The following is a 20759-nucleotide window of genomic DNA, read 5'->3' on the forward strand; positions in this document are numbered from 1 at the left end:
GCGAGACCGGCGCCAAAGGGTGTTGCACGAGACGTCTCGTCTCGCTTATGGTTCGATCATGACCGCAGCCAAGCCCACCCACATCGCCATGTTCTCCATCGCCGCCCACGGGCACGTGAACCCCAGCATCGAGGTGATCCGCGAACTCGTGGCCCGGGGCCACCGCGTCAGCTACGCCATCCCCGCCTCCTTCGCCGAGAAGATCGCGGAGACGGGCGCCACGCCCGTGCTCTACACCTCCACCCTCCCCACCGACGACGAGCCGGAGGCCTGGGGCACCGAGCTCATCGAGAACCTCGAGCCCTTCCTGAACGACGCCGTCCAGGCACTCCCGCAGCTCGCCGCCGCCTTCGAGGGCGACGAGCCGGACCTCGTCCTCCACGACATCACCTCCTACCCGGCGCCGGTGCTCGCCCATCGCTGGGGAGTCCCCGCCGTCTCCCTCTCCCCGAACCTCGTCGCCTGGGAGGGGTACGAGCAGGAGGTGGCCGAGCCGATGTTCGCCGAGCTGAAGGCCTCCGAGCGCGGTCAGGCGTACTACGCCGCCTTCGCGGCCTGGCTCACCGAGAACGGCCTCGGCGACCAGGTCGACCGGTTCCAGGGCCGCCCGCGCCGCGGGCTCGTCCTGATCCCGCGGGCGCTGCAGCCGCACGCCGACCGCGTCGACACCTCCGTCCACACCTTCGTCGGAGCCTGCCAGGGCGACCGCAGCGCGACCCAGGGCAGCTGGCACGCGCCCGCGAGCGCCGAGGGCAAGAAGATCGTGCTCGTCTCGCTCGGCTCCGCCTTCACCAAGCAGCCCGCCTTCTACCGTGCCTGCATCGAAGCCTTCGCGGACCTGCCCGACTGGCATGTCGTCCTCCAGATCGGCAAGTTCACCGACGAGGCCGACCTGGGCCCGGTACCGGCCAACGTGGAGGTCCACCGCTGGGTCCCCCAGCTCGACATCCTGCGCCGGGCCGACGCCTTCATCACCCACGCGGGCGCCGGCGGCAGCCAGGAGGGGCTCGCGACCGCCACCCCGATGGTCGCCGTCCCGCAGGCCGTCGACCAGTTCGGCAACGCCGACATGCTCGTCTCGCTGGGCGTGGCCCGCCACGTCCCGATGGAGGAGGCGAACGCCCGGACCCTGCGCGAAGCGGTCCTCCAGCTGGTCGCCGACCCCGAGGTCGCCGCCCGCGCCGAGGCCGTCCGCGCGCAGATGACGACCGAGGGCGGCACGCGGCAGGCCGCCGACCTCATCGAGGCCGAATTGTCGTAGCCGGGTCTTAGGGTGCGCGCATGACGAAGAAGGACACGGCCAAGAAGGACACGACGAAGAAGTACGCGGCGCTGCTGCGCGGGATCAATGTCGGCGGGAACAAGAAGGTCCCGATGGCGCAGCTGCGTACGGTGCTGGAGGGGCTCGGCCACGGCGACGTGCAGACGTACCTGCAGAGCGGCAACGCCGTCTTCAGCAGTACGCAGCAGGACCCGGCGGTCCTCGGCCGGGAGCTGGAGGCCGCCATCGAGGGCCGCTTCGGCTTCCGCGTGGCGTGCCTGGTGAGGGACGGCGCGTACCTGCGCGCCGTCGCCGACGCCTGCCCCTTCCCGGCGGCGGAGCTGGAGGGCAAGCAGCTGCACGCCACCTTCTGGTCCGAACAGCCGGGCCCGGAGCGCTTCGCCGCGCTCGACGAGGCCTCGTTCCTCCCGGAGGAGTACCGGCTCGGCGACCGCGTCCTCTACCTCTACGTCCCCGACGGCCTGGGCCGCTCCAAGCTCGCCGAGGCCCTCGCCAGGTCCGCCGTGGTCAAGGGGATCGACGTGACCACCCGCAACTGGAACACCGTCGCCAAACTCGTGGAGCTGACCGGACCCTGACCGGTTCCCGGAGCAGGACGGCCGGAGCGCCGTCCGGCTCGACCTCGACTTCCGCCGGGAGGGCGCGAGCCCCCGCGTCCGCCGCATCGAGCTCTTCGTCGCGGGCGGTCACGGTCAGGTCTGCCAACTCCTCGTCGAGGACCGGTACCTGGACGAGGACTCCGCCCTGACCGGCCTGTTCGAGACCACCCGCACCCACCTGCGCACCGACCGGCCCTGACCCCGGCCTCGGGCGAGCGCGTCCAGCAGCTCCACAAGGCTCGCCAGCGGGATCCGGTGCCCCGGTCACCGTGCCCCGACGGCATCCCGGGGCGGGGGATGTGCCAGGCTCGTGGCATGCGTTACATCATCATCGGCGCGGGCGCGGTCGGCGCCACCATCGGCGGACGGCTCGCGGAGGCGGGCGGCGAGGTCGTACTCGTCGCACGCGGTGCCCACGCGGACGCCCTGCGGGCCGACGGGCTGCGGCTCACGACGGCCGACGGCACCCGGGTGCACCGGCTGCCCGTGGTCACCGGACCGGAGGAACTGGGCGAACTGCGCCCCGACGACGTCCTGCTGCTGTCCGTGAAGACCCAGGACGCCATCGCCGCGCTCGACGCGTGGGGCGACGCGGAGGTCACCGGCGGCGGCACGGCGGCGCAGCGGCTGCCCGTGCTCTGCGCGCAGAACGGAGTGGAGAGCGAGCGGCTGGCGCTACGGCGCTTCGCGCGCGTGTACGGGGTGTGCGTATGGCTGCCCGCCACCTTCCTGGAGCCGGGCGTGGTCTCGGCGCTGTGCGCGCCGCTGACCGGCATCCTGCACGTGGGCCGGGCGGCGGGCGGCACGGACGCCCTGTCCCTGGCCGTCGCCGCGGACCTCGGCAAGGCCGGCTTCGGGGCGCCGCCGGTCGAGGACGTGATGCGGTGGAAGTACGCGAAGCTGCTGGGGAACCTGGGCAACGCGATCCAGGCGACGACCGGCCCGGAGCCGGACCCGGCGAAGGCGGCGCTGCTGCTGCGGGCCGTCCGTGAGGGGAAGGCCGCCTTCGGGGCCGGGGGCATCGCCTACGCCTCGGACGCCGAGCAGTCGACGGCGCGCGACGGCAAGGTCGAGCAGCCGGCCGGTGTGCGGGGCGGGTCGTCCTGGCAGAGCCTGGCGCGGGGGACGGGCTCGGTGGAGGCGGACTACCTCAACGGGGAGATCTCCCTGCTGGGCCGCCTGCACGGGGTGCCGACCCCGGTCAACGACGTGCTGCGGCACGCGGCGAACATCTTCGCCCGTGAGGGCCTGCCGCCGGGGGCGATGTCCATCGAGGACCTGACGGCCCTCGCGGACGAGGCCGCGGCCCGCGCGTAGGAGACGACGTCCGGCCGGCCGGACGGCAGTCCGCCGGGGGCGGCTGGCGGACGGCACAATGGCCCGGTGGGTTCACAGATCGATGTCTTCAGGCTCTTCGAGTACCGGCCGTGCGGGCACGGGCTGCTGGTGCGGGTCGTCCGGCCCGCCGCCCCGAACGCCTTCCAGGGGGCGCTGGACGCCGCCGACGCCGTCGCCGACGAGGCGACGGAGCGGCTCCGTACCGGATGGGAGCGCGAGCACCTGCGGCCCCGGTGCCCGCACCCGCACACGGCGGCCCTGGTCGCCGAGATGCAGGACGTACCGGTCGGGGAGGACCTCCACGGGCCGGGGCGACGGCAGTTCGGGGTGTGGGTGGCGCCGACGGAGTACGGCGTCCCGTGGACGGTCCTCGGGACCGCGGCGACCGAAGAGGAGTTCTGGCGAGCGGTCCGGGACGACGACGACCTCCTGGGTCTCGGCCCCCGGGCACCCGCCGAGCTGCGGCACGTCCACTTCCTCACCGACGAGGACGGCCCGGCGAGTTCCTAGGTCCTGTCCGGCGGTGCCGGAGGCTACGCCGTCAGGGCGGGCAGCCGGGCGGGGGCCGTGGCCGCCGCGTCGAAGCGGCGCAGCAGCAGCCGGGCCAGTTCCGGGGCCGCGCCCAGGACGCCGGCGACGACGTCCGCGCCCCCGGCCGCGGCGCCGGCCGCGATGCGGTCCGGGAGCCGGCCCGGGGCGATGACGTACGGGGCCACCGCCACCCGCTCGAAGCCCTCGGCGCGCAGGGCCCGTACGGCGTCCTCGGTACGGGGGACCCCTGCGGGAGAAGCTCCGGAGGCGAACGCAGGCCGCACGGCGCACCAACCGGTGTGCCGCCACTCCCGCGCGGTTTCAGCGATCACTGCGATCGCCTCCGGGTCCGTGGAGCCGGCGGACGCGAGCACCACCGCGGTGGTGGCACGGTCCGCCGGGGTGAGGCCGGCTTCGGCGAGCCGGCGCTCGAGGGCGGTCAGCAGGAGCGGGGACGGTCCGAGGACGTCCGCCACCCGCACCGACAGCCCGGGCAGGCGCGAGGCCGACTCGGCGAGCGCCGCCGGGATGTCGGACTTCGCGTGGAAGGCGCGGGTCAGCAGCAGCGGGAGCGCCACGACCTCCCGCACGCCGGAGAGGTAGAGCGAGGACAGGGCCTGGCCCACCGTCGGGGTGTTGAAGTCGAGGAAGGCCGTCTCCACGCGCAGCCCCGGCCGCAGCGCCCGTACCCGCCCGGTGAGGGCGTGCACGGTCGCGGCGTGCCGCGGATCGCGGCTGCCGTGGGCGATGACCAGGAGTGTGCGGGACACGGCGATCAGCTCTTCGCCAGCAGGCCGCGGCTGCGCAGCACCCACCGCTCGACCGGGCTGAAGATCAGCAGGTCGATGGCGATGCCGACCACGAGGATCAGGATGATCGCGAGGAACACGCCCGGCAGGTCGATGTTGTTGCGGCCGTTCTCCAGCAACTGGCCCAGGCCCAGGCCCAGGTCCGGCGAGGAGGCGATGATCTCGGCGGCCATCAGCGAGCGCCAGGAGAAGGCCCAGCCCTGCTTCAGGCCGGCCAGGTAGCCGGGCAGCGCGGCCGGCATGACGATGTGCCGGGCCCCGCGCAGACCGGTGGCTCCCAGAGTGCGCCCGGCGCGCAGGTACAGCGGCGGGATCTGGTCGATGCCGGAGACGAGGCCGTTGGCGATGGACGGGACGGCGCCCAGCAGGATCACCGTGAACATCATCGCGTCGTTCAGGCCGAACCACAGGACGGCCGGCGGCACCCAGGCCACCGACGGCAGCGACTGCAGGCCCTGCAGGATCGGGCCGATCGCGGCCCGGACGAACTTCACCCGGGCGACGAGCAGGCCGAGCGGCGTGCCGATGGCCAGGGCCAGCAGGAAGCCGAGCAGGCCGCGGGAGACGCTGGTCCAGATGACCTCCAGCAGCGTGCCCTTGAGCCACATGTCGGACAGGCTGTGCCAGACCGCGGACAGCGCGGGCAGCTTGGTCTCCTCGGTGACCCCCGCCGAGACGAGGACCTGCCAGACCAGGAGCACCAGGCTCACGGCCAGGACCGGCGGGAAGACCTTCTTGACGAGGATCTCGCGGATCGGGGTGCGGTGGGTCTGGACCGCGTCGAGCGCGTCGAGGCCCGCCTCCAGGCCGGCCAGGTCGTCGTTCTTGCCCGTGGCCTTCGAGGTGGTGTCAGTGCTGGCCATGGCGGCGGATCTCCCCACGCAGGTGTTCAGTGATCTCGAGGGACAGTTCCGCGACGTCCGCGTCCTCGATGCGGCGCGGCTGCGGGATGTCCACGGTCCATTCCTTCGCGACCCGGCCGGGCCGGGAGGAGAGCAGGACCACGCGCTGGGCGAGGCGGACGGCCTCGCGCACGTTGTGGGTGACGAAGAGGACGGACAGTCCGGTCTCGGCCCAGATGCGGGTCAGCTCGCCGTGCAGCACGTCCCGGGTGATGGCGTCGAGCGCGGCGAACGGCTCGTCCATCAGCAGCAGCCGGCTGTCCTGGGCGAGCGCCCGGGCCAGGGCCACGCGCTGGCGCATGCCGCCGGACAGCTCGTGCACGCGCTTGCCGTACGAGCCGCCGAGCCGGACCAGCTCCAGCAGCCGCTCGGCCTCCGGGCGGCGCTCGGCCTTGGCCACCCCGCGCAGACGCAGGGCGAGTTCGATGTTCTTGCCCGCGGTCAGCCACGGGAAGAGGGCGTGCTCCTGGAACATCAGGGCCGGACGGCCGCCGGGGGTCTCGATGGACCCCGCGGACGGCTTGTCCAGACCCGCGACCAGGTTCAGCAGCGTGGACTTACCGCACCCCGAGGCACCCAGGATGGTGACGAACTCTCCGGGAGCGACATCGAGACTGATGTCGTCCAGGACGAGCTGCGATCCGGCCGGGCCGGAGAAGGACTTCGATACGTGCTCGATGCGGGCAGCGTGCGTCTGCTCCAGGGCAGAGCCCTCGGCAGCCTTGGCAAGCGTGGTGGCCATGGTCGTCACCTCCTGGGATTGCTGGGTTGCGGGGTTACTTGGCGCCGAGACCGGCGTCGGAGACCTCGGGCTTGCCGGCGGCCTTCAGCACCTTGTTCAGGAGCGTCAGGTCGTAGATGCCGGCGAGGTCGGGCTGCTCGATGAGCTTGGCCTTGACCGCCCACTCCGACTGCGTCTTCAGCGTCGCGGCCAGCGGGTCGTCGGTGATCGCGATGCTCGGCCATGCCGGGTCGATGACCTTCGCGTCGAGCGGCTTGCCGCCCTCCGCCTCGAGCTTCGCGTTCGCGGAGGCCTTCGCCTTGTCCGGGTTGGCGTTGATCCACTCGTTGGTCTTCACGGTGCCCTTGAGGACCGCCTCGACCACGTCCGGGTGCTCCTTGAGGAACTTCTGCGACACGATGATGTTCGTGATCACGAACTTCTTGTCGGGCCACAGAGCGGTCTCGTCGAGGAGGACGGAGCCGCCGTCGGAGACGAGCTTGGAGGCCGTGGGCTCCGGCACCCAGGCGCCGTCGATCGAGCCCTGCTTGAAGGCGTCCGGGGTGACCTTGTTGTCCGTACGGACGACGGAGACGTCACCCTTGCCGGACTCCGGGTCGACCGTCCAGCCCTTGGTACCGATCCAGTTGAGGAACGCGACGTCCTGCGTGTTCCCCTTCTGCGGGGTGGCGATCTTCTTGCCCTTGAGGTCGTCCAGGGTCTTGATCTTGTCCGGGTTCACGACGAGCTTGACGCCGCCCGAGGCGGAACCGGAGATGATGCGCAGGTTGGAGCCCTTGGACTTGACGTAGCCGTTGATCGAGGGCGAGGGGCCGATGAACCCGATGTCGAGAGAGCCGCCGTTGAGGGCTTCGATCTCGGACGGGCCGGCGTTGAAGGACTGCGGCTTGATCTTGGTGCCGTTCAGTTCCTTCTCGATCAGGCCTTCCTGGAGGCCGACCAGCGCGGTGGCGTGCGTCAGGTTGGGGAAGTACCCGATGCGGACCTCGGCGGCGGAGAGCTTCTTGCCGGAGTCGGCGCTGTCCGCGGCCTTCGGCTCGTCCTTCTTGGCCTCGGAGCCGTAGCCGCAGGAGGCGAGCGCACCGATCAGGAGCGGCAGCGCGGCAGCGGCGACGACGCTGCGGCGGAGGGTGGAGCGGTTGGTACGGGTCCGACGGGTGGTGGCGGTGGCAGGCACGGGAGGGCTTCCTCTCGTGACGGCGTCATCTCATGACGCACGTCTTCGTTTGTGGAGCGATGGCGGGTACGGCTCGTGGGGGGTGAGGGCGCGCATGCGGTGCGCGTACGTCATCGCGCACATCGCGCAACCCCTCCCTGGCCGCTGCCGAGGGCACCGCTGCCTACGCGGCCGCCCTCCTTCGCGAAGGTCGAATAGATGTCGGAAATCATAAGTTAGAAGTCCCAACCTTCCTCGTCCGCCTGGACGGTGGTCTCGGCCTTGGAGGCGAAGGACTCGCCGGCCATGCCCGCCGCCAGGGTGGTGCCGTCGGCCGGGTCGATCAGCAGGAAGGACCCGGTGCGGCGCGAGTCGGCGTACGCGTCGAGCGCGAGCGGCTCGGCGGTGCGGACGACCACGCGGCCGATGTCGTTGGCCACCAGCTGCCCGGGGTTCGGGTGCTGGGACAGGTCGTCCAGGGTCAGCCGCGAGGGGATCTCCTTGACGATCGCCTTGACCGTGCGCGTCGTGTGCTTGATCAGCACCCGGGCGCCGACGGCCAGCGGCTGGTCCGCCACGTGGCACACCGTCGCCTCCACGTCCTGCGTGGTGGCCGGGGCGCTCGCGGACGGCGCGATCAGGTCGCCGCGCGAGATGTCGATGTCGTCCGTCAGACGCACCGTCACCGACTGCGGGGCCCAGGCGATGTCGACGCTCTCACCGAGCGCGTCGATGCCCGCGATGACACTGGTGCGGCCCGAGGGCAGCACGGTCACGGCCTCGCCGACGCGCAGCACGCCGGAGGCGATCTGGCCCGCGTAGCCGCGGTAGTCGGGGTGCTCGGCGGACTGCGGACGGATCACGTACTGCACCGGGAAGCGCGCCGGGCAGGCCGTGAGGTCGTGGCTGACCGGGACGGTCTCCAGGTGCTCCAGTACCGTCGGGCCGCCGTACCAGTCCATGTTGGCGGAGGCGTCCACCACGTTGTCCCCGGCCAGGGCCGAGATCGGGATCGCGGTGATCTCCGGGACACCCAGGTCGGAGGCGTACGCCGTGAACTCCTCGGCGATCGCCGCGAAGACCGACTCCTGGTAGCCGACCAGGTCCATCTTGTTCACGGCCAGGACCACGTGCGGGACGCGCAGCAGCGCGGCGACGGCCGCGTGCCGGCGGGTCTGCTCGATGACACCGTTGCGGGCGTCGACCAGGACCACGGCCAGGTCGGCGGTGGACGCGCCGGTGACCATGTTCCGGGTGTACTGCACGTGCCCGGGGGTGTCCGCGAGGATGAACCGACGGCGCGCGGTGGCGAAGTAGCGGTACGCGACGTCGATGGTGATGCCCTGCTCCCGCTCGGCCCGCAGGCCGTCGGTGAGCAGCGCGAGGTCGGGGGCCTCCTGGCCGCGCTGGGCGGAGACGGCCTCCACGGCCTCCATCTGGTCGGTCAGGACCGACTTGGAGTCGTGCAGCAGCCGGCCCACCAGGGTGGACTTGCCGTCGTCGACGGAACCGGCGGTCGCGAAGCGCAGCAGCGTGGTCGCCGACACATCGGCGAACTGCTCGGTGGTGCTGGTCATTTCTAGAAGTACCCTTCGCGCTTGCGGTCTTCCATCGCGGCCTCGGACATCTTGTCGTCGGCGCGGGTCGCGCCCCGCTCGGTGAGCCGGGAGACGGCGATCTCGGCGATCACGGCGTCGAGCGTGGTGGCGTCGGAGTCCACCGCGCCGGTGCAGGACATGTCGCCGACGGTGCGGTAGCGGATGAGCCGCTTCTCGGGCGTCTCGCCCTCCTTCGGGCCGCCCCACTCGCCGGCCGTCAGCCACATCCCGTTGCGCAGGAACACCTCGCGCTCGTGGGCGAAGTAGATCTCGGGCAGCTCGATGCCCTCGCGGGCGATGTACTGCCAGACGTCCAGCTCGGTCCAGTTGGAGAGCGGGAAGACCCGCACGTGCTCGCCGGGGGCGTGGCGGCCGTTGTAGAGCTGCCACAGCTCGGGGCGCTGACGGCGGGGGTCCCACTGGGAGAACTCGTCGCGCAGGGAGAAGACGCGCTCCTTGGCGCGGGCCTTCTCCTCGTCGCGCCGCCCGCCGCCGAAGACCGCGTCGAACTTCAGGCTCTGGATCGCCTCCGTCAGCGGGACGGTCTGGAGCGGGTTGCGGGTGCCGTCCGGGCGCTCGCGCAGCTTGCCGGAGTCGATGTACTCCTGGACGGAGGCCACGTGCAGGCGCAGGCCGTGCTCGGCGACCGTGCGGTCGCGGTACTCCAGCACCTCGGGGAAGTTGTGCCCCGTGTCGACGTGCAGCAGCGTGAAGGGCACCGGCGCCGGTGCGAACGCCTTCAGCGCCAGGTGCAGCATGACGATGGAGTCCTTGCCGCCGGAGAAGAGGATCACCGGCTTCTCGAACTCGCCCGCCACCTCGCGGAAGATGTGCACCGCCTCGGACTCCAGCGCGTCGAGGTGCGACAGCGCGTACGGGGCGTCGGAGCCGGAATCGGTGTGCAGGTGTGCGGCCGTGGTCATGCCAGACCCCTCTCGGTGAGCAGCGCGTGCAGGGCCGAAGCCGACTCCTGCACGGTCTGCGTGTGCGACTCGATACGCAGGTCCGGGGACTCCGGGGCCTCGTACGGGTCGTCGACGCCGGTCAGTCCGGAGATCTCGCCCGCTGCCTGCTTGGCGTACAGGCCCTTCACGTCGCGCTCCGAGCACACCTCGACCGGGGTGGCCACGTGGACCTCCAGGTAGGAGGTGCCCTCGGCGCCGTGCCGCTTGCGGACGGCCTCACGGCTGTCCGCGAACGGTGCGATCACCGGCACCAGCGCCTTGACGCCGTTGCTCGCGAGCAGCTCGGCGACGAAGCCGATCCGCTGCACGTTGGTGTGCCGGTCCTCGCGGGTGAAGCCCAGGCCGGCGGAGAGGAACTCGCGGATCTCGTCCCCGTCGAGCACCTCCACGCGGTGGCCCTCGGCGCGCAGCCGCTCGGCCAGCGCGTAGGCGATCGTGGTCTTGCCCGCGCTGGGCAGCCCGGTCAGCCACACGGTGGCGCCCTGGTCGCTCACGCTCATCTGGTTCGTCTCCGTAGGTTCTGTGCTGTCCGTCATCAGCCGTGCAGTCCGCACTCGGTCTTTCCCCGCCCGGCCCAGCGGCCGGCCCGCGCGTCCTCGCCCTCGGCGACGCGCCGGGTGCAGGGGGCGCATCCGACGGAGGCGTAACCGTCCATCAGCAGCGGGTTGGTGAGCACGCCGTGCTCGGCGACGTACGCGTCCACGTCGTCCTGGGTCCAGCGCGCGATCGGGGAGACCTTGACCTTCTGCCGCTTCTCGTCCCAGCCGACGACCGGGGTGTTGGCCCGGGTCGGGGACTCGTCGCGGCGCAGGCCCGTCGCCCAGGCGGCGTACGCGGTCAGGCCCTCTTCGAGCGGCTTGACCTTGCGCAGCGCGCAGCACAGGTCGGGGTCCCGGTCGTGCAGCTTCGGGCCGTACTCGGCGTCCTGCTCGGCGACGCTCTGCCGCGGGGTCAGGGTGATGACGTTGACGTTCATCACCGCTTCCACGGCATCACGGGTGCCGATGGTCTCCTCGAAGTGGTAGCCCGTGTCGAGGAACACCACGTCCACACCGGGGAACACCCGGGAGGCCAGGTGCGCGACGACCGCGTCCTCCATGGAGGAGGTCACGGCGAACCGCTTGCCGAAGGTGTCGGCCGCCCAGCGCAGGATGTCCGGCGCGGAGGCGTCCTCCAGGTCCCGGCCCGCCCGCTCGGCCAGCTCCTTCAGTTCCTCGGCGCTGAGACGCACGTCTTGAGTGGTGGTCATATCCGGTCCCCTCCCGCTGAATCCGACTGAACGCCCCGGGCCAGCAGCCCGAGGTACTTCAGCTGGAAGGCTCGGTTGCAGGCCCTGCATTCCCACGCGCCGTGGCCCGTCTCGTTGGGAAACAGGTCCTCGTCGCCGCAGTACGGGCAGTAGAACGGTGCGGCGCGCTCGCTCACGAGAGGCTCTTCTCGTCCGCGCGGGCGACCCACGCCGCGAAGCGCTCGCCGTCCTCGCGCTGCTCCTCGTAGTGCTTGACGACCCGCTCGACGTAGTCGGGCAGACCGGCCGAGGTGACCTTCAGGCCGCGGACCTTGCGGCCGAAGCCGGCCTCCAGGCCGAGGGCGCCGCCCAGGTGGACCTGGTAGCCCTCCACCTGGTTGCCGTCGTCGTCCAGGACCAGCTGGCCCTTGAGACCGATGTCCGCCACCTGGATACGGGCGCAGGCGTTCGGGCAGCCGTTGATGTTGATCGTGAGCGGCTCGGCGAAGTCCGGCAGACGGCGCTCCAGTTCGTCGATCAGCGAGGCGCCGCGCGCCTTGGTCTCGACGATCGCCAGCTTGCAGAACTCGATGCCGGTGCAGGCCATCGTGCCGCGGCGGAACGGGGACGGCTTGACCCGCAGGTCCAGCGCCTCCAGCGCCTCGACCACCGAGTCGACCCGGTCGGCCTCGATGTCGAGCACGATCATCTTCTGCTCGGCGGTGGTGCGCAGCCGGCCGGAGCCGTGCTGGGCCGCCACGTCCGCGATCTTGGTCAGGGTGGCGCCGTCCACGCGGCCCACGCGGGGCGCGAAGCCGACGTAGAACTTGCCGTCCTGCTGCTGGTGGACACCGACGTGGTCGCGCCACTGGCCGCTCGGCTGCGCCGGCGCGGGGCCGTCGGTCAGCTTGCGCTGCAGGTACTCGTCCTCCAGGACCTGGCGGAACTTGGCCGGGCCCCAGTCGGCGACGAGGAACTTCAGGCGGGCGCGGTTGCGCAGCCGGCGGTAGCCGTAGTCGCGGAAGATCGAGATGACGCCCTCGTAGACGTCCGGGACCTCGTCGAGCGAGACCCAGGTGCCCAGGCGCACACCCAGCTTGGGGTTGGTGGACAGACCGCCGCCGACCCAGACGTCGAAGCCGGGACCGTGCTCGGGGTGGTTCACGCCCACGAACGCGATGTCGTTGATCTCGTGCGCCACGTCGAGCAGCGGCGAGCCGGAGATCGCGGACTTGAACTTGCGGGGCAGGTTGGAGAAGTCCTTGTTGCCCACGATGCGGCGGTAGATCTCGTCGATCGCGGGGGTGCCGTCGATGATCTCGTCCAGCGCGATGCCGGCGACGGGCGAACCGAGGATGACGCGGGGCGTGTCACCGCAGGCCTCGGTGGTCGAGAGGCCGACGGCCTCCAGCCGGCGCCAGATCTCCGGGACGTCCTCGATCCGGATCCAGTGGTACTGCACGTTCTGGCGGTCGGTGAGGTCGGCGGTGCCGCGCGCGAACTCCTCGGAGATCTCGCCGATCACGCGGAGCTGCTCGGTGGTCAGCCGGCCGCCGTCGATGCGGACGCGCAGCATGAAGTACTCGTCGTCCAGCTCCTCCGGCTCCAGGATCGCGGTCTTGCCGCCGTCGATCCCGGGCTTGCGCTGGGTGTAGAGGCCCCACCAGCGCATGCGGCCGCGCAGGTCGTTGGGGTCGATCGAGTCGAAGCCGCGCTTGGAGTAGATCGTCTCAATGCGTGTCCGCACGTTGAGACCGTCGTCGTCCTTCTTGAACTGCTCGTTGCCGTTGAGGGGTGTGTGGTGTCCGACGGCCCACTGGCCCTCACCGCGGTGACGGCCGGTCTTGCGGCGCGCGGCGGCTGCGGGTGCGGCTGCGGGCGTTTCGGGGGTGGCGGCCATGGCGGTACGTCCTTCTTCGGCGGCTCGAGGCAAGGGCAGGGGAAGGCGGCGGCGCTCCCCTGCGGGCTCGGCGGCTCCGAGCGGGTGTGGCTGATTACCGCTCCGCGCCGGGGTTGCCGGCGAGCAGGGCGGTACTACGGCCTCAGGGGGCTAGCGGGTGATCGGCGCGTCCGCGGCAGCGGGGACGACGGCGATGTGCGGCGTGGCTGGTTCCGTCAGCGGGCCGGACAGATGGCGCTGGACATGCGGCCGAGGTCGACGTGCCGCCGACTCACCAAGGCAATTCCAGCTCCATTCATGGCGGAAGCGTGTCATGTGCCGATTGGAGGAGTCCACTACTGTCCACGATACGGACGAAGTCGTCCCGCATGTTGGGACAACGTGACGGGGGTCACCTGTCGAAGCCGGCCGGGCCGACCTCGGTCCGGCCCCGGGCCGCCACCCGGGGCCGGGCCCCGGACACGGCGCCCCGAACGACGGCGGGGCGTGATTCCAGCCGCTCCGGGGCGAGGGGAGCGGGGGTCCGGGGCGGTGGCCCGGGGGCGGGGGTTCTGGTCGAAGCCCCGCAGCGGCGCCCGCACTCGGCGGGCCCGACCGACCGGCCCAGGAGGGGCTACGGGCCCGGCCACGGGGGGGCTGGGGCCCGCCCCAGGAAGGGCTACGCGCCCGGCCACGGGCCGGGGGTCGGGGTCTCTTCCTTCTGTTCCGTCTCGGTCCTGAAGACCTTGAAGCCGCGCCGCTCGTAGTTGCTCATCGCCGTCGGACCGTCCTGGCTGCACGTGTGCACCCACACCCGCCGGGTCGGCTCCCGGTCGGGCCACCTCTCCGCGAGGGACCAGGCCCGGGCGACGCCCACCGACAGCAGGTGCCCGCCGATGCGGCGCCCGCGGAAGTCCGGGAGGAGACCGAAGTACATGATCTCCACCACACCGTCGTCCTGCGGATCGAGTTCCACGTACCCGGCCGGCGTGCCCCGGTCGTACGCCACCCAGGTCTCCACCCCCGGCCGGGCCAGCTGCTCCACCCACTGCGCACGGGTCAGCGACAGCCGGTCCGTCCAGTGGATGTCGCCGCCCACCGACGCGTACAGGAAGCGGCTGAACTCGGGAGAGGGGACCTCCGCCCGGACGACGGAGATCTCCGGGCCGGCCGGGACCGCCGGGACGAGGTCCGCCGGAGAGGTCATCTCCAGCGACCAGGTGGTGAGAGTGATGGTGCTCATGCAGCTCAGGGAATCATGCCGGGAACCGTCCGGCCCAGGCGGGCCCTGATCACCGCGGGGGCGGTGGAGTGCGGGAGCAGCGCGGCCGGGTCCTGGGGGCGGATCAGCTCCACCTCCACGTCCTGCGCGAAGCGGTACGGCCGGTGCGTGAGGACCCCCGCGAGGTGGCGGCGTACGCGGGACAGCTCGGCCCGGACCGTCACCGTGCGCGTCGGATCCCCGAACAGCTCCGCGCTCAGCTCCGCCGCCGAGCGCCCCCGCGGGCTCTCCGCCAGCAGGAACAGCAGCTCCGCGTGGCGCGGGCTCAGCTCCTGCGACCAGCTCCCGGAAGGCCCGTACACCGTCGCCGACCAGCAGCCGGCCCGGCTGAGGTCCAGGACGATCCGGGTCGCCGCCGTACTGTGACGGTCCTGCGCGACGCGCACCAGCCAGCCGCCGGGCAGCGCCTCCACCACGCACTCCCCGAGCTGCGGCACCCACACCCGGCCGGGCCCGAAGGTCTTCGGCAGCGGGATCCGTTCCGTCGGGGCCAGGCCCGTCACCGCCGCCGTCCAGCCGTTCGGGTCCACGGCCAGGGCCCGCCCGGGCAGCCGGGCCAGCAGCGGGGACGCCACCGCCCGCAGCAGCTCCAGCGACTCCAGGTGCCGCAGCCGCAGCTCCCGCTCCGCGAGGCGGGCCACCGAGCTCACCCACGCCAGCGTCGCCGGGTGCATGGTGGCCAGCGGCCCGCTGACGTCGACCACGCCCAGCAGCCGCCCGTCCCGCGGGTCCCGTACGGGCGCCCCGGCGCAGGTCCAGTCGTGGTGGCTGGAGACGAAGTGCTCGGCCGAGAACACCTGCACCGGCCGCCGGGCCACCAGGGCGGTGCCCACCCCGTTGGTGCCGACGACCGCCTCGTCCCAGTCGGCGCCGACCGCGAAGCCGAGCCGGTCCGCCTTGCGCAGGATGGACGCGTGGCCCTCCCGCCACAGCAGCCGCCCGTCCGCGTCCGCGACGACCATGATGTGCAGGGCCTCGTCCAGGGCGGGCAGCAGCCCCTCGCGCAACACCGGCAGGATCTCCCGCAGCGGCGACACGTGCCGCCGCTCCTCCGTCTCGGCGGCCGACAGCATCCGCGAGCGCGCGTCCCGGTCCGGGTGCACCCCGCCCGCCAGCATCCGGCGCCAGGACTCCGCGATCTCCGGCCTGGGCGCGGCCGGCGGGCGGTCCCCGGCCAGTGCCGCCGCCCGCACCCCCTTGAGCAGACGCGCCGCCGCCCGCGCGTCCATGGCCGAGATGCGTGCGACATCGACCGTGCTGCCTGTGGTGTCGGCCACCGGAACCTCCCCGTGCGAACAGGACGTACGACGCAGGCCGCCCGGGCGGCCTGCGCATGCCGTTCCCCCGGCACCCCGACGGACGGCTGCCGAGTCAAAGGTTGCAACGGTATGCAACTCTCGCCAAGTCCCGGTCGGCCGACCGAAACTGTCCGGACGCCGCAGAGCGGCGTGCCGGCTCCTCCTCGGGGCTTCGGATCAGGGGTGGTGCCGAGTCGGCGCGGCGCCACCCCTGTACCGGTGATGGGCCCGGATCCCGGCTGGGAGCGGTTTGGGGACCGCGGCGGAGCCCGACGGGGGCTTCCTCTCAGCCCGCGATCCGCGCCCGTTCCACCACCGCGCGCAGGTCCAGAGTGTGCGGCAGCGTGCCGAAGGCCGTACCCCAGTCGCCGCCCAGCCGCGAGGCGCAGAAGGCGTCCGCGACCTCCGGCGGGGCCCACCGCACCAGCAGCGATCCCTGGAGCACGAGCGCCATCCGCTCGACCACGCGGCGGGCCCGTGCCTCGATGCCCTCCAGATCGGCGAGATCCGTCAGCAGGTCCTTGACGGCCGAATCCAGCCGGTGGTCGCCGCCGCGGGCCAGGCCGACCTCCTGCAGGAAGGCGTTCAGCGCCTGCGGCTCCCGCTGGAGGGCGCGCAGTACGTCCAGCGCCTGCACGTTGCCCGAGCCCTCCCAGATGGAGTTCAGCGGGGACTCGCGCAGCAGTCTCGGCAGCCCCGACTCCTCTACGTAGCCGTTGCCGCCCAGACATTCCAGGGCCTCCGCCACCATCGGCGTACAGCGCTTGGTCACCCAGTACTTGGCGGCGGGCACGGCCAGGCGCAGGAAGGCCTTCTCCTGCTCGGTCCCGGCGTCGTACGCGGCCGCCAGCCGCAGGGTCAGCACGGTCGCCGCCTCCGACTCCAGTGCGAGGTCGGCGAGCACGTTGCGCATCAACGGCTGGTCGATGAGCGGCGCTCCGAAAGCGGAGCGGTGCTCCGTGTGGTGCACCGCCTGCGTCAGGGCCTGCCGCATCAGCGAGGCCGAGCCGATGACACAGTCCAGCCGGGTCGCCGCGACCATCTCGATGATGGTCCGCACCCCGCGGCCCTCCTCACCGACCCGCCGCGCCCAGGTCCCGTCGAACTCCACCTCGCTCGACGCGTTCGACTTGTTGCCCAGCTTGTCCTTCAGCCGCTGGATGGCGAAGACATTGCGCGTACCGTCCGGCAGCACCCGCGGCACCAGGAAACACGTCAGTCCCCCCGGAGCCTGCGCCAGCACCAGGAAGCCGTCGCTCATCGGCGCCGAGCAGAACCACTTGTGGCCGGTCAGCAGGTACTCACCGGACGCGTCCAGCGGCACCGCGGCCGTCGTGTTCGCCCGTACGTCGCTGCCTCCCTGCTTCTCCGTCATCCCCATGCCGAAGAGCACACCGCCCTTCTCGGCGGCCGGCCGCAACCCCTGCTCGTACACGTGCGAGGTCAGCCGCGGCTCCCATTCGGCCGCGAGCACCGGATCGGCGCGCAGCGCCGGCACGGCGGCGTGCGTCATCGAGATCGGGCAGCCGTGCCCCGCCTCCGCCTGGGACCAGATGAAGAAACCGGCGGCCCGGCGCAGGTGCCCGGCCGGACGCCCCCAGGCGTCGGTCAGCCCGGAGGTCACGGCGTGCCCGAGCAGCCGGTGCCAGGCCGGGTGGAACTCCACCTCGTCGATCCGGTTCCCGTACCGGTCGTGCGTCCGCAGCTTCGGCGGATTCTCGTTCGACTGCACACCCCATTCCTGGGCCTGTGCGGAACCCGCCGCGCGACCGAGTCCGGTGAGCTCCTCCCTTACCTCGCCGAGGAGTTCGGGACCGGCGGATGCGAGGTGACGCTCGACGCCCTCGCTGAGGGCCCGATCGCCGCCGTAGACGTCGTACCCCACCAGGGGCGGGGCCTGGTTGCTGACTGTGTGGGTGGTGGCTGCCATGCGGATACCGTAAGGACGTGCAGCCAGCAAAAGAAACACCCGAGCGGATCCCAGGACGGCTCCACCGGGCCCGCGCGCTCTACCGGAACGTCTCGAAGCGGAAGATGGGCTGGCTGCTGCTGAAGGACACCGTCAATTCGTGCATCGAGTACCGGATCCTCGGGCTCGCGGCGGAAGCGGCGTTCTTCACCCTGCTCTCGCTGCCCCCGCTCTTCCTGGGCCTGCTGGGCCTGCTCGGCTACGTCGACGGCTGGACCGACACCCGTACGGTCGAAAGCATCGAGGAGAACATCCTGCGGGCGGTCGGCACCGTCCTGTCCGACCGGGGCGTCAACGACATCGCGCGGCCCCTCCTCGACGACGTCACCGGCCGCGGCCGCCCGGACCTGATCTCGCTCGGCTTCGCCTTCGCCCTCTGGTCCGGCTCACGCGCCGTGAACGTCTTCATCGACACCATCACGGTGATGTACGGGCTCGACGGCCACCGCGGCATCGTCAAGACCCGGCTGCTGGCCTTCCTGCTCTACATCATCGCGCTGCTCATCGGCGCGATCGTGCTGCCGCTGATGGTGGTGGGGCCGGACGCGGTCGTACGGCTGGTGCCCTGGGGCACCGAAGTGATCGCGGTCCTGTACTGGCCGACCGTGACCCTGCTGTCCATCGCCTTCCTGACCACGCTCTACCACGTGTCCGTGCCCGTGCGCTCGCCGTGGATCGAGGACGTGCCCGGGGCGCTGGTGGCCCTCGCCATGTGGGTGCTGGGCTCGTTCCTGCTGCGGATCTACCTCACCAACACCGTGGAGGGACCGACGATCTACGGATCGCTGGCCGCGCCCGTGGCCGTACTGCTCTGGATCGGCATCTCCGCCTTCGCGGTGCTGGTCGGCGCCGCCGTCAACGCCGCGATCGACCGCGTCTGGCCCTCCGTGGCCACCGCAGCGGCGCGCGAGGCGAACGAGCGGGCCCGCGAGGCGGAGGCCGCCCAGCTGATCGCGCGGGCCGCCGCCTGGCGGGCGATGGCCGAGGGCGAGTCGGAGGACGACGAGGACGACGCGATGCCGTCCGAGTTCCCGGAGCGGTGGTCGAAGTTCCTGCCGCCGGAGGACTACCACTCCCGCCTGCGCAAGCACTGAGCGCATCATCCGGGGACGCGGCAGGGCCGCCGCCCGGGGCCGCCCCTACGGGCCCTTCACACCCCAGGCGGTGATCATGCCCGGGGAGAGGGCGGCGCAGTCCGGCGAGTCCAGGTAGCGGATCGCCGCGTCGATCGTCGCGTCGTCGACGAGCCCGGTGGCGGTCATCGGCTCCCGGGCACGGTCCCACGTACCGGCCCAGAAACGGCTGATCGGGCTGCCGGGCAGCAGCGGCGGGACGTGGATCTCGGCCCCGACGGACAGCAGACCGGCCTCCCGCAAGTGCCGCGGATAGTCCGGCACCCAGGAGACGTCGGTGCCCAGGCTCTCCCGAAGCCCCTCCCACATCGCCCGCATCACGCGGCCGTACGTGGTCGTGGGCGCGGCCGGGGTGGTCAGGTCGACCGCGTCGCCCAGGACCAGGACTCCGCCCGGGGCGACCAGGGACGCCAGCTTGCCGATCATCCGCGGCCAGTTCCGCAGGTGCATCAGGACGAACCGGGCGTGCACCAGCTGGAACCGTCCCGGGCTGAAGTCCAGCGCGGTGACGTCTGCCTCCAGGGGAGTGAGCCCGGGTGCCGGGTGCGCCCTCAGGAAGGCCGTGTCCCGGTCGACGGCGAGGACCTCCGTGACCCCGGCCCGGTCCAGGAGGAGGCGGGCGACCGTGCCCGTTCCCGCGCCCACGTCCAGGCAGCGCCAGCCCGGCCCGGCGCCCAGCGCGCGCAGCCGCGCCAGGGTGAACGCGTCGTAGGCGAGCGCGCCCAGGTCGATGCGGTCGTCCTCGCCCGCCAGCTCCGGCCGGAACACCGCCTCGCCGTAGCGGCCGCCCTGCGCATCCTCGGGACGCGGCGGCGGGTCGTCGTCGGGGAGATTCACGTCCGGACCTCTTCACGGGGCGGGGGAAGGGAATCCACCGATCCTCCACCGGCGCCCTCCCGGCCCACCGAGGCGCGCCGGGCCTGATCCGAAAGAGACGGCCCCGGTCCTTAACCTGGAGGGGTGTACGAGGAAACTCCGTCGGCCGTGGTCCCCGGGGCCGTGCTGTGGCGGGCCGCCGCGGGCGGCGGCGGGACGGTGCTGCCCGACGGCTGCATGGACCTGCTGTGGGTCGACGGGCGGCTGCTGGTGGCCGGACCCGACACCGGGCCGCATCCGGCCGGCGAGGTCCCGGGCGGCTCCTTCGCCGGGATCCGGCTCGCGCCCGGAACCGCGCCCGCGCTGCTCGGCGTACCGGCGCACGTCCTGCGGGACCGGCGCGTCGAGCCGGCCGAGCTGTGGCCGGCCCGCGAGGCGCGCCGGCTGTCCGGCCTGGTCGAGAGGTACGGGGACGCGCGCGCGGGACTCGAAGCGCTGGCCCGTGACCGCGCCGCCGCGGCCGGGCCGCCCGACCCGCTGGCCGCCGAGGTCGTGGCCCGGCTCCGCGCGGGGGAGACGGTGGCCGCGACGGCCCGCGCCGTCGGTCTCGGCGAGCGGCAGCTGCACCGGCGCTCGCTCGACGCCTTCGGGTACGGCCCCCGCACGCTCGGCCGCATCCTGCGGCTGCGCCGGGCCCTGGCCCTGGCCCGCGCGGGCATGCCGTACGCCGAGGTCGCCTGCGTCGCCGGGTACGCCGACCAGGCCCACCTCGCCCGCGAGGTGCGCGCGCTGGCCGGGACGACCCTGGGGGCCTACGCCGCGGGATCCGACGGGGCGAAGAGCGAGACCCCGCAGCCGTCCGGGTCGAGGACGACGGCGTAGCGCTGGCCCCAGAAGGCGTCCCAGGGCAACAGGTGCCCGGTGTGCCCGGCGCCGGTCAGTTCGGCGTACAGCGCGTCCACCTCGGCGCGGGAGTCGCACAGGAAGGCCAGGTCCCGGCGGCCGTCGCCGCCGGGCGGTGTCCAGGACGGGTCGAAGGAGCGGACGGTGGCCTCCGTGTCCCACCCGATCCGCAGGCCCCCGGGCAGGACGGCCTCCACGTGCGGCAGGCCGTCGGCCTCGGCCGGGATGTCCAGCCCGAGGCGGCGGTAGAAGGCGAGCGAGGCGGCCATGTCGGAGACCACCATGCCGATCATGTCGAGTCGAGGAGTCATGCCGGCAGGCTAGGCGGA

At 72.4% G+C, this 20759-nt stretch carries 22 protein-coding genes; 6 read left to right on the forward strand and 16 right to left on the reverse strand.

The genetic code is table 11. The features are described 5' to 3' along the window. Nucleotides 1–58 precede the first annotated feature (58 nt). From mgt to OG444_RS29545, 4 genes are all read left to right on the forward strand, one after another. Nucleotides 59–1261, forward strand: coding sequence for a macrolide-inactivating glycosyltransferase (gene mgt / locus OG444_RS29530; protein WP_327265036.1), 1203 nt, complete (start codon nt 59–61; stop codon nt 1259–1261). A 20-nt stretch (nt 1262–1281) separates the two neighbouring features. Beyond that, the gene (locus tag OG444_RS29535; protein ID WP_327265037.1) at nt 1282–1860 is read left to right on the forward strand and encodes a DUF1697 domain-containing protein; all 579 of its coding nucleotides are present in this window, start codon (nt 1282–1284) and stop codon (nt 1858–1860) included. 336 nt (nt 1861–2196) lie between these two features. Beyond that, nucleotides 2197–3198, forward strand: a complete 1002-nt coding sequence (locus tag OG444_RS29540) for a ketopantoate reductase family protein (protein WP_327265038.1) — start codon at nt 2197–2199, stop codon at nt 3196–3198. A gap of 66 nt (nt 3199–3264) precedes the next feature. Then, on the forward strand, nt 3265–3729 hold the full coding sequence (locus OG444_RS29545) for a hypothetical protein (protein ID WP_327265039.1): 465 nt from the start codon (nt 3265–3267) through the stop codon (nt 3727–3729). A gap of 23 nt (nt 3730–3752) precedes the next feature. Here the strand turns inward: OG444_RS29545 and OG444_RS29550 are convergent, their stop codons facing one another. The 14 genes from OG444_RS29550 to OG444_RS29615 all read right to left on the reverse strand — a co-directional run bounded on the left by OG444_RS29550 (nt 3753) and on the right by OG444_RS29615 (nt 17539). Beyond that, complete coding sequence (locus OG444_RS29550) at nt 3753–4529, reverse strand: sirohydrochlorin chelatase (RefSeq protein WP_405792884.1); 777 nt, start codon at nt 4527–4529, stop codon at nt 3753–3755. Next, on the reverse strand, nt 4526–5422 hold the full coding sequence (locus OG444_RS29555) for an ABC transporter permease (protein WP_327265041.1): 897 nt from the start codon (nt 5420–5422) through the stop codon (nt 4526–4528). Before OG444_RS29555 ends, OG444_RS29550 begins: the two co-directional genes overlap by 4 nt. Then, the gene (locus OG444_RS29560) at nt 5409–6203 is read right to left on the reverse strand and encodes an ABC transporter ATP-binding protein (RefSeq protein ID WP_033217807.1); all 795 of its coding nucleotides are present in this window, start codon (nt 6201–6203) and stop codon (nt 5409–5411) included. Before OG444_RS29560 ends, OG444_RS29555 begins: the two co-directional genes overlap by 14 nt. Nucleotides 6204–6237: 34 nt before the next feature. After that, complete coding sequence (locus OG444_RS29565; protein ID WP_327265042.1) at nt 6238–7380, reverse strand: aliphatic sulfonate ABC transporter substrate-binding protein; 1143 nt, start codon at nt 7378–7380, stop codon at nt 6238–6240. 215 nt (nt 7381–7595) lie between these two features. After that, nucleotides 7596–8936 carry a sulfate adenylyltransferase subunit 1 gene (locus tag OG444_RS29570; RefSeq protein WP_327265043.1) on the reverse strand — a complete coding sequence of 447 codons (1341 nt, stop codon included), beginning with the start codon at nt 8934–8936 and terminating at the stop codon, nt 7596–7598. Nucleotides 8937–8938: 2 nt separating this feature from the next. Continuing rightward, nucleotides 8939–9880 (reverse strand): sulfate adenylyltransferase subunit CysD, encoded by a 942-nt coding sequence (gene cysD / locus OG444_RS29575; RefSeq protein ID WP_327265044.1) that lies wholly within the window; start codon nt 9878–9880, stop codon nt 8939–8941. Further along, nucleotides 9877–10422 carry an adenylyl-sulfate kinase gene (cysC, locus tag OG444_RS29580; RefSeq protein ID WP_327265045.1) on the reverse strand — a complete coding sequence of 182 codons (546 nt, stop codon included), beginning with the start codon at nt 10420–10422 and terminating at the stop codon, nt 9877–9879. The genes cysD and cysC overlap by 4 nt, the downstream gene beginning before the upstream one ends. Nucleotides 10423–10457: 35 nt before the next feature. Then, entirely contained in the window at nt 10458–11171 is a 714-nt protein-coding gene (locus OG444_RS29585; protein WP_327265046.1) for a phosphoadenylyl-sulfate reductase, read from the reverse strand. After that, nucleotides 11168–11347, reverse strand: coding sequence for a hypothetical protein (locus OG444_RS29590; RefSeq protein WP_327265047.1), 180 nt, complete (start codon nt 11345–11347; stop codon nt 11168–11170). Before OG444_RS29590 ends, OG444_RS29585 begins: the two co-directional genes overlap by 4 nt. Beyond that, nucleotides 11344–13050 (reverse strand): nitrite/sulfite reductase, encoded by a 1707-nt coding sequence (locus tag OG444_RS29595; protein WP_327265048.1) that lies wholly within the window; start codon nt 13048–13050, stop codon nt 11344–11346. Before OG444_RS29595 ends, OG444_RS29590 begins: the two co-directional genes overlap by 4 nt. 215 nt (nt 13051–13265) lie before the next feature. Next, the gene (locus OG444_RS29600) at nt 13266–13349 is read right to left on the reverse strand and encodes a putative leader peptide (protein ID WP_312847410.1); all 84 of its coding nucleotides are present in this window, start codon (nt 13347–13349) and stop codon (nt 13266–13268) included. A 359-nt stretch (nt 13350–13708) separates the two neighbouring features. Further along, nucleotides 13709–14272: a GNAT family N-acetyltransferase gene (locus OG444_RS29605; protein WP_327265049.1), complete on the reverse strand. Its 564-nt coding sequence runs from the start codon at nt 14270–14272 to the stop codon at nt 13709–13711. Nucleotides 14273–14277: 5 nt separating this feature from the next. Further along, nucleotides 14278–15540 carry a GAF domain-containing protein gene (locus tag OG444_RS29610; protein WP_327266972.1) on the reverse strand — a complete coding sequence of 421 codons (1263 nt, stop codon included), beginning with the start codon at nt 15538–15540 and terminating at the stop codon, nt 14278–14280. A gap of 355 nt (nt 15541–15895) precedes the next feature. Beyond that, complete coding sequence (locus tag OG444_RS29615) at nt 15896–17539, reverse strand: acyl-CoA dehydrogenase family protein (protein ID WP_327265050.1); 1644 nt, start codon at nt 17537–17539, stop codon at nt 15896–15898. A 17-nt stretch (nt 17540–17556) separates the two neighbouring features. Here OG444_RS29615 and OG444_RS29620 point away from each other — a divergent pair, with 17 nt between their 5' ends. Next, nucleotides 17557–18672, forward strand: a complete 1116-nt coding sequence (locus OG444_RS29620) for a YihY/virulence factor BrkB family protein (RefSeq protein WP_327265051.1) — start codon at nt 17557–17559, stop codon at nt 18670–18672. Nucleotides 18673–18717: 45 nt separating this feature from the next. Here the strand turns inward: OG444_RS29620 and OG444_RS29625 are convergent, their stop codons facing one another. Further along, a complete protein-coding gene (locus OG444_RS29625) occupies nt 18718–19548 on the reverse strand; it encodes a class I SAM-dependent methyltransferase (RefSeq protein WP_327265052.1) in 831 nt (276 codons plus the stop codon). A gap of 123 nt (nt 19549–19671) precedes the next feature. On the opposite strand from OG444_RS29625, the gene OG444_RS29630 reads away from it, so the two are divergent. Beyond that, the gene (locus tag OG444_RS29630; protein WP_327265053.1) at nt 19672–20409 is read left to right on the forward strand and encodes an AraC family transcriptional regulator; all 738 of its coding nucleotides are present in this window, start codon (nt 19672–19674) and stop codon (nt 20407–20409) included. Here OG444_RS29630 and OG444_RS29635 read toward each other — a convergent pair. Next, nucleotides 20340–20741, reverse strand: coding sequence for a VOC family protein (locus tag OG444_RS29635; protein WP_327265054.1), 402 nt, complete (start codon nt 20739–20741; stop codon nt 20340–20342). The two genes, OG444_RS29630 and OG444_RS29635, sit on opposite strands and share 70 nt — an antisense overlap. Nucleotides 20742–20759: the final 18 nt, after the last annotated feature.

The organism is Streptomyces sp. NBC_01232 (assembly GCF_035989885.1).
In the GTDB taxonomy this organism is placed as follows: domain Bacteria; phylum Actinomycetota; class Actinomycetes; order Streptomycetales; family Streptomycetaceae; genus Streptomyces.

What these genes read in the sequence shown, in the direction of transcription:
- OG444_RS29555 (WP_327265041.1), bottom strand. Translation starts at nt 5,422, where the DNA reads ATGGCCAGCACTGACACCACCTCGAAGGCCACGGGCAAGAACGACGAC.
- OG444_RS29560 (WP_033217807.1), bottom strand. Translation starts at nt 6,203, where the DNA reads ATGGCCACCACGCTTGCCAAGGCTGCCGAGGGCTCTGCCCTGGAGCAG.
- OG444_RS29605 (WP_327265049.1), bottom strand. Translation starts at nt 14,272, where the DNA reads ATGAGCACCATCACTCTCACCACCTGGTCGCTGGAGATGACCTCTCCG.
- OG444_RS29570 (WP_327265043.1), bottom strand. Translation starts at nt 8,936, where the DNA reads ATGACCAGCACCACCGAGCAGTTCGCCGATGTGTCGGCGACCACGCTG.
- cysC (WP_327265045.1), bottom strand. Translation starts at nt 10,422, where the DNA reads ATGAGCGTGAGCGACCAGGGCGCCACCGTGTGGCTGACCGGGCTGCCC.
- mgt (WP_327265036.1), top strand. Translation starts at nt 59, where the DNA reads ATGACCGCAGCCAAGCCCACCCACATCGCCATGTTCTCCATCGCCGCC.
- OG444_RS29610 (WP_327266972.1), bottom strand. Translation starts at nt 15,540, where the DNA reads ATGGACGCGCGGGCGGCGGCGCGTCTGCTCAAGGGGGTGCGGGCGGCG.
- OG444_RS29615 (WP_327265050.1), bottom strand. Translation starts at nt 17,539, where the DNA reads ATGGCAGCCACCACCCACACAGTCAGCAACCAGGCCCCGCCCCTGGTG.
- OG444_RS29535 (WP_327265037.1), top strand. Translation starts at nt 1,282, where the DNA reads ATGACGAAGAAGGACACGGCCAAGAAGGACACGACGAAGAAGTACGCG.
- OG444_RS29595 (WP_327265048.1), bottom strand. Translation starts at nt 13,050, where the DNA reads ATGGCCGCCACCCCCGAAACGCCCGCAGCCGCACCCGCAGCCGCCGCG.
- cysD (WP_327265044.1), bottom strand. Translation starts at nt 9,880, where the DNA reads ATGACCACGGCCGCACACCTGCACACCGATTCCGGCTCCGACGCCCCG.
- OG444_RS29600 (WP_312847410.1), bottom strand. Translation starts at nt 13,349, where the DNA reads ATGAATGGAGCTGGAATTGCCTTGGTGAGTCGGCGGCACGTCGACCTC.
- OG444_RS29635 (WP_327265054.1), bottom strand. Translation starts at nt 20,741, where the DNA reads ATGACTCCTCGACTCGACATGATCGGCATGGTGGTCTCCGACATGGCC.
- OG444_RS29585 (WP_327265046.1), bottom strand. Translation starts at nt 11,171, where the DNA reads ATGACCACCACTCAAGACGTGCGTCTCAGCGCCGAGGAACTGAAGGAG.
- OG444_RS29540 (WP_327265038.1), top strand. Translation starts at nt 2,197, where the DNA reads ATGCGTTACATCATCATCGGCGCGGGCGCGGTCGGCGCCACCATCGGC.